Origin of the sequence: Sphingobacterium sp. HSC-15S19, from assembly GCF_050433745.1 — a bacterium.
GTDB classification, from domain to species: domain Bacteria; phylum Bacteroidota; class Bacteroidia; order Sphingobacteriales; family Sphingobacteriaceae; genus Sphingobacterium; species Sphingobacterium siyangense.
Map to the genome: position 1 here is coordinate 191,844 of NZ_JBNPWQ010000010.1, position 6,997 is coordinate 198,840.

At 40.8% G+C, this 6,997-nt stretch carries 4 protein-coding genes and 1 pseudogene; all 5 read right to left on the reverse strand.

The features are described 5' to 3' along the window. Window positions 1–60: 60 nt before the first annotated feature. A complete protein-coding gene (locus L1283_RS10675; protein ID WP_088162105.1) occupies window positions 61–1,488 on the reverse strand; it encodes an efflux transporter outer membrane subunit in 1,428 nt (475 codons plus the stop codon). A gap of 24 nt (window positions 1,489–1,512) precedes the next feature. After that, window positions 1,513–4,701, reverse strand: a complete 3,189-nt coding sequence (locus tag L1283_RS10680; RefSeq protein ID WP_088162104.1) for an efflux RND transporter permease subunit — start codon at window positions 4,699–4,701, stop codon at window positions 1,513–1,515. 14 nt (window positions 4,702–4,715) lie between these two features. Continuing rightward, complete coding sequence (locus L1283_RS10685) at window positions 4,716–5,918, reverse strand: efflux RND transporter periplasmic adaptor subunit (protein ID WP_088162103.1); 1,203 nt, start codon at window positions 5,916–5,918, stop codon at window positions 4,716–4,718. Between the two features lie 78 nt (window positions 5,919–5,996). Then, a complete protein-coding gene (locus tag L1283_RS10690) occupies window positions 5,997–6,596 on the reverse strand; it encodes a TetR/AcrR family transcriptional regulator (RefSeq protein ID WP_088162102.1) in 600 nt (199 codons plus the stop codon). Window positions 6,597–6,686: 90 nt separating this feature from the next. Next, window positions 6,687–6,997 (reverse strand): annotated as a pseudogene (locus L1283_RS10695) (hypothetical protein); the annotation flags it as partial.

The following is a 6,997-nucleotide window of genomic DNA, read 5'->3' on the forward strand; positions in this document are numbered from 1 at the left end:
TAAAGCCCCCCATCTACCAGATATGTATAATAAAATTAGAAAATTGCTTTTTTTATAGCATTAGTTGTTGCTCCATCCACCACCTAATGAACGATACAGGTCAACAACTGCAGAAAGCTCCGCTTTTTTTACCTGAGCAAGTTCGAGCTCACTTTGCAAGATATTGCTTTGTGCTGTAATTACTTCCAAGTAAGTGGCCATTCCTGTTTCAAATAAAAGATTGGCGTGCTTCGTTGCTTCCTTTAGACGCGTCGTTCTATCCGAAGTAATCTTTTGTTTTTCTTTCAATTTTTGAATTGAAATTAAAGCATCGGAAACTTCTCCAGCTGCTGAGATTACTTTTTGCTTGAAGATCAGTACGTTCTTTTCTTGTTCGACACGTGCCAGTTCATATTGAGTTTTCAATTCCTTCCGCTGTAAAATTGGCTGCGTAATACTTCCTGTAATTGCCCCAAATAATGAAGCCGGTAAGTTGAACCAATTGCTTGCCTTGAATGCATTTACTCCTGCTTCGGCGCTAATAACCAAGGAAGGATACATGCGTGCCTTTGCGTATTGTTGATAAGCTTGTGAAGCTGTAATAGCCAGTTCAGCTTGTTTTACATCCGGACGATGACTTAACAAATCGGCTGGGACGCCAGTTGCTAATTCTTCGGGGAATTGAATATTCGACAATTTCTCCCCTATTTTAATTTCCTGCGGGAGTTTTCCGCTAAGAATCTGAATGGCATTTTCCTGAATACGGATCTGTTGTTCAAAGTCTGGGATCAAGGCAGCTGCAGACAATCGCTGCGCATCGACCTGTTCCAACGCAAGCAGCGTAATGTCACCAACTTCATATTGTTGCTGGACAATGCGTAAAGTTGTATCGCTCAATTGCAAGTTTTGTTTGGCGATATCACGCAATTGATAAAGCATCAGTAGTTGATAATAACCTTGTGCAACTTGTGCAATTAATTGGGTTTGAATTACTTTTTTCGCTTCTTCTGTCTGTAGATAGGAAGCTAAAGCAGCGATATTTTGGTTTTTGATTTTACCCCATATGTCGGCCTCCCAGGATAAACCTAAGGATGCCGTATAATCTTCCACATGGTGTTGGCCTAAAAACTGCCCCAGGCTCAATCCATTCATACTATTATTGGATGGGTTGGTACTATTTCCGCGGATCTGTAGTTGGGCCGTGGGAAGATAGTTTGCTTTTGCTTGTTTCAGGCTCAGTTGAGACGCTTCTATATTTTTTAGTGCCAGTTGCATATCTAAGTTATGTTGTATAGCACTATCGATCAAGGTTTGTAAGACTTGATCCTTAAAAAAATCACGCCATGGAATAGAACCTATGCTAGTTTCCTGCGGAGCTTTAGCCTGGTCGCGGTACTGTTCGGGTAAGTTGGGGGCAAGGTGTTGATTGCTGACCAACTTATCTGTTTTGCAAGACCATGCGACAAAGGATAAGATGAAAACCGTCAGTAATTTTGATTTACTATTCATATATTTAAATGCTGTCATGATATACTAATTGTTTGTATGCACGGGTATTTCCAACGAAACGGCATTGTTTTCATGTTGTTTTTGCTTTGGAGAACCTCCTATTTTCTCTTGGATAAATTGGAAGAAAATAAAGAGAATAGGGATAATAAAGAGTCCTAAAACTACTCCAGTGAACATCCCGCCCGCAGCGGCAATACTGATTGAGTGATTTCCTTGCGCTGATGGACCTACCGCTGTCATCATTGGAATCATACCAACGATAAAAGCTAAAGAAGTCATAATAATAGGTCTCAAACGTAATCTCGCTGCTTTAAGTGCGGCACTAGGAATTGATAGTCCCTGTTTACGCCCTTGGATGGCAAATTCTACGATCAGAATGGCATTTTTGGCCAATAATCCAATCAACATAACGAGTGCAACTTGTACATAGATGTTGTTGGCAATATCAGTGAAGCTAATTGCTGCGAAGACCCCAAATATACCTGTAGGAATGGAGAGAATAACCGCCAATGGAATGATATAGCTTTCATATTGTGCCGCAAGCAGAAAATAAACGAATATCAGACAGAGAATAAAAATCAATGTGGATTGGCCTCCGGAGACAATTTCTTCTTTAGTCATACCTGAGAACTCATAAGTAAATCCGGTCGGCAATTGTTGTTTTGCAACTTCTTCAACCGCACGGATAGCATCTCCAGAACTATATCCTGGTTTTGGTATCGCATTTATTCCAATCGAATTAAATAAGTTGTAACGAGATGCAGTTTCCGGACCATATACACGTTCTAATTTGACTAATGTATTGATGGGAACCATGTCTCCCAATCTGTTTTTTACAAAAATACCGTCCATTGAAGTTGGTTCACTTCTATCCTTGGCATCAGCTTGAACCATCACACGATAATACTTTCCAAAACGATTAAAATCTGAGGCTTGGGCACTACCAAAATAGGCTTGCATAGTCTGTAAAATGCTTTTTGTGCTTACGCCAAGTTGTTCTGCTTTGATATCATCTACCTGGAGTTCATATTGTGGATAATCCGCTTTAAAGGTTGTGAAAGCCATCATAATTTCTGGACGTTTCATCAATTCGCCAATAAACTTTTGGCCTATGCCACTGAATTTTCCGAGTTGTCCACCGGTCCGGTCCTGCAGTACCATATCCAGACCATCCACGTTACTGAATCCTGGGACAGTAGGGAAGGTAAAGACAAAGAAATTTGCGCCTTTGATATTTGCCAATCGCTGATTGACATCGGCCATAATAGCATTGATGTCTTTTATCTTACCACGTTCTTCATGTGGTTTAAGGAGGATAAATGCAACACCTGCTGATGGACTTGTGGATTGTGTCAAAATATTGAAACCAGCAAGTACATTTAAAGTTTTGGTAAAATCAGCATGTTGAAGTTGCTTCTCTGCTTCGGCTAATGCTCCAGAGGTACGATCCAAAGAAGCACCTGCTGGCATAGATAAGGATACAGCAATGAATCCTTGATCCTCTGATGGGATGAATCCAGTAGGTGTTTTACGGATCATAAATACAGTCAAAAGTAGGGTAATTCCCAATCCTGCAAATGCAACCCACTTATAACGGATCAAGAAGCGTAAACTACCTAAATAATTCTTCGTCAACCGATCAAATCCGACATTGAATCCAGCGAAGAAACGCTCTTTGAAATTAAGTTTCTTGGCATCAGCATGACCATGATGCGTTGGTTTTAAGAAGAGCGCACATAACGCAGGGCTTAGTGTCAAGGCATTGATTGCTGAAATAACGATTGCAATCGCCAAGGTGAAAGCAAATTGTCTATAAAATACCCCGGTTGAACCTTCCATAAAGCCGATGGGAAGGAATACGGCAGACATCACCAATGTAATCGAGATGATGGCGCCTGTGATCTCACTCATGGCAGATGTCGTAGCAAGCTTAGGCGGGAGATTTTCATGCTCCATCTTGGCATGAACAGCCTCCACAACCACAATCGCGTCATCGACGACAATCCCAATGGCTAGTACCAGAGCAAACAAAGTCAGTAGGTTGATTGAAAAGCCGAAGAGCTGCATGAAGAAAAATGTTCCCACGATGGCTACCGGTACCGCAATCGCTGGTATCAATGTCGATCTAAAATCTTGAAGGAATAGAAAGACAACTAAAAATACCAGTATAAATGCTTCAACTAGTGTATGTTTTACTTGGTCAATGGATTGATCAAGTGCATCTTTTGTGTTGTATAAAACGAGATATTTGACACCTTTTGGAAAGCTTAAAGAGGCTTTCTCCATGAATTTTTGAATGGCAATCTGAATTTCATTTGCATTCGAACCTGCAAGCTGCATGACCCCAATATTCAATCCTGCTTTACCGTTGATGCGCGTATGACTCGCATAGGTATAAGATCCCAGTTCGACACGAGCGACGTCTTTGAGTTTTAATACAGAACCGTCTGTATTGGAGCGGATAATAATATTTTCGTAATCACTTGGCTGGTTGAGTTTACCTTTATATTTGATTACAAATTCAAAAGCTTCACGGCTGCTCTCTCCGAATTTACCCGGAGCAGCTTCGACGTTTTTATCTTGGATGGCGGCCATTACTTCCTCAGGCGTTAATTTATAGGTCGCCATTTGATTTGGATTGAGCCATACACGCATGGAGTAGTCTTTACTACCACCAAATGCCAATGCTTGTCCCACGCCGGGTATCCGCTTCAGTTCAGGAATGATATTGATCTGGGCGTAATTGGTAATAAAGGTCTGATCGTATTTACTCTGATCTTCCGTATAAAGATCCAATACCATGATCAAGCTGTTTTGCTGTTTTGCGGTGGTGATCCCGGCTTGTACAACCTCAGCTGGCAATTGGCTGGTTGCCTGAGCCACACGATTTTGGACGTTTACAGCAGCTTGGTCAGGGTCTGTACCAAGTTTAAAATATACCGTAATCATTAACGAACCGTCGTTACTGGCGGTAGAGCTCATGTAGCTCATATTTTCAACACCGTTGATTGACTCTTCGAGTGAGGGGGCTACGGCACGAAGGACGGTTTCGGCATTTGCCCCAGGATATAATGCCGTTACTTGCACTGCGGGCGGTGCAATATCGGGAAACTGCTGCAATGGCAGTTTGAGGATACCAATCACCCCCAATATGACAAGTAATATGGAGATAACGGTAGCAAGTACAGGTCTTTCTATAAATTTCTTAAGCATGTGATTTTCTAATATTATAATGAATTGATGCTATCTCTTGATAAGGCTTGTGGTGTAATTTTCTGACCATCCTGAAGCAAGTCAATGCCTTTGTAGACAATTCGATCTCCCGCATTCAGTCCTTTACTTACCAGGTAGTTTGCACCACTTTTTCCAATGACAGTAATAGGCTGTTGAACAACTTTATTTTCTTTACCAACGGTATAAACGAAGATTTTATCCTGCATTTCAAGGGTAGCAAGCTGCGGTACCAATAATGCTTGTTCATACTTCTTCTGTAGTCTTACACGCCCCGTATTTCCATTGCGTAAAACTCCCTCCGGATTGTTGAACGTTGCACGAAGTGTAATCGCACCGGTATTTTTATCAAACTGCCCGTCCACCATATCTATTTTTCCTTTCTGATCATAAATTGTCTGATCCGAAAGAACTAGGCTGATCGGAGGGAGGTTGTGAAGCTTTTGTTGTAAGTTGCTCCCTTCTGTATTGTTTTTGAATGCGATAAAGTCATTTTCTCCCAGTGAGAAATAAACATGAAGATCTCTTACATTTGACAATGCGGTAAGTGGTTGTGCGTCTGTAGGACCAACCAAACTCCCTTGCTTGCGCTGTAATCTACCGATGTATCCTTCGGCTGAAGCCCGTATTAGCGTATATCCGACATTGATTTTTGCAGTTTCAACGGCCGATAGCGCCAATTGTACGTTTGCTTTAGCGGCATTACGTTCGCTAATAGCTGTTTTTAGCTGGAAGTCTGTCAGTACTTTGGTATTCACCAGCTTTGTTTTCTTTTCGACTTCTAACTCCGCATTTTCCAGACTAGCTTTTGCTGCCAGTAAATTTGCCTTCGCTTGGTTTAATTGTTCCTGATAGGGGCGGTCGTTTATCTTGAAAAGTGCTTGACCTTTAGTTACTTTGGCTCCTTCATCGACATAGATGTTTTCCAAAATTCCCTCTACCTGAGGTCTGATCTCAATATTGGCGGAAGCTTCAATAGTCGCTGGATATTCCTGGTAAACGGTCTCGTTACCGTTCTCGATGGTAACGACCGGAAGGTTAACTGGTGGTGGATCAATGGGTTTACTTGTTCCGGTTGAGCAACTGTATAGAAAGATTGCACTCAACACATATGCTGTCTTTACGATATTAATTCGTTTAACACTGTTAAGTGCTGGAACGTAAATCTTTTTAAGACTTGGTGATAAATTTGTTTTCATGTGATATTAAAAATTGAAGTTTTGGTGTATTTAACGGTGTTAGATTTTTTAACGTTGTATTTTTTGCTGTAAAAAAATTTAGTCAGTCAGGGAGCGTGTGATGCCGTAAATAGCATCCTTTAATACTTCTTGATTGGTATTTTCGCCATTACCTTGGTTTACCAGATTGATCGAAATCAATCCATGTATAATAGACCAGTAGGTGAAATACTTTCTACAGATCAATTCTTCGGATGGATTTTTCTCTTTCATGATTTCACGGATGACATCACTTATCAATTTCCCATGGGATTCTGCACATTTATACGTTTTTTCAAATCCACAACAGGCAGTTCCCACACCGAACATTAACTGATATAATTCCCGTTCTTCGAAGGCGAAATCCCAATAGCTAAACCACATTGCTTCCAATTGCTTCTCCAGATCGGTTTCAGTTGATTTGGCTTGCTTTACTTTTTTGGCAAGCAGGAGATAGCCTTGGTTGGCAAGTTCCATCAAAATGGCATCTTTATTGGCGAAATACTCGTATATCATGGGGGCAGTATATTCAATGATATCTGCAATTTTGCGCATACTCAGGGCTTGCCATCCTTCTTCTTTGACGATTTGGAGCGCAGCATCTAGAATATTGGTTCTATTTTCATCTTTGAGCCGTTGTATGCGTTCTTTACTACCCATGCTAATGTGTAAATAATTTAACAGTGTTAGGCAAAAGTGATACTTTTAATTTTATTTATTGACATCTAAAAGTCATTAAATAAAAAGGCCTTATTTTTTCGGTTTGGAAGAAGCGTTTTCAGGGCTTGCAGCAAGGGTTACAATCTGTTTTATGCGATTCTTTTCTTTCTCAGTTAGGGGAAGTGCCTGTTCGATGATAGGGAGAATTTCCGTACTTTTTTCCGATTGTAATAACAGGTCGATGAAACCAAGATAGGTGCGGATAAGGTCTGTTTTAATGCCGAAGAAAATGCGTGGATCTACAATTGTAATCGGTAAATCAGAATACACAACTTTTGGCAATTTAGAGTGCAGCAAAAATGGCACTAACGGTGCAGCATTTTTGGCAATAAGGAATGCAG

What these genes read in the sequence shown, in the direction of transcription:
- L1283_RS10675 (WP_088162105.1), bottom strand. Translation starts at nt 1,488, where the DNA reads ATGAATAGTAAATCAAAATTACTGACGGTTTTCATCTTATCCTTTGTC.
- L1283_RS10680 (WP_088162104.1), bottom strand. Translation starts at nt 4,701, where the DNA reads ATGCTTAAGAAATTTATAGAAAGACCTGTACTTGCTACCGTTATCTCC.
- L1283_RS10685 (WP_088162103.1), bottom strand. Translation starts at nt 5,918, where the DNA reads ATGAAAACAAATTTATCACCAAGTCTTAAAAAGATTTACGTTCCAGCA.
- L1283_RS10690 (WP_088162102.1), bottom strand. Translation starts at nt 6,596, where the DNA reads ATGGGTAGTAAAGAACGCATACAACGGCTCAAAGATGAAAATAGAACC.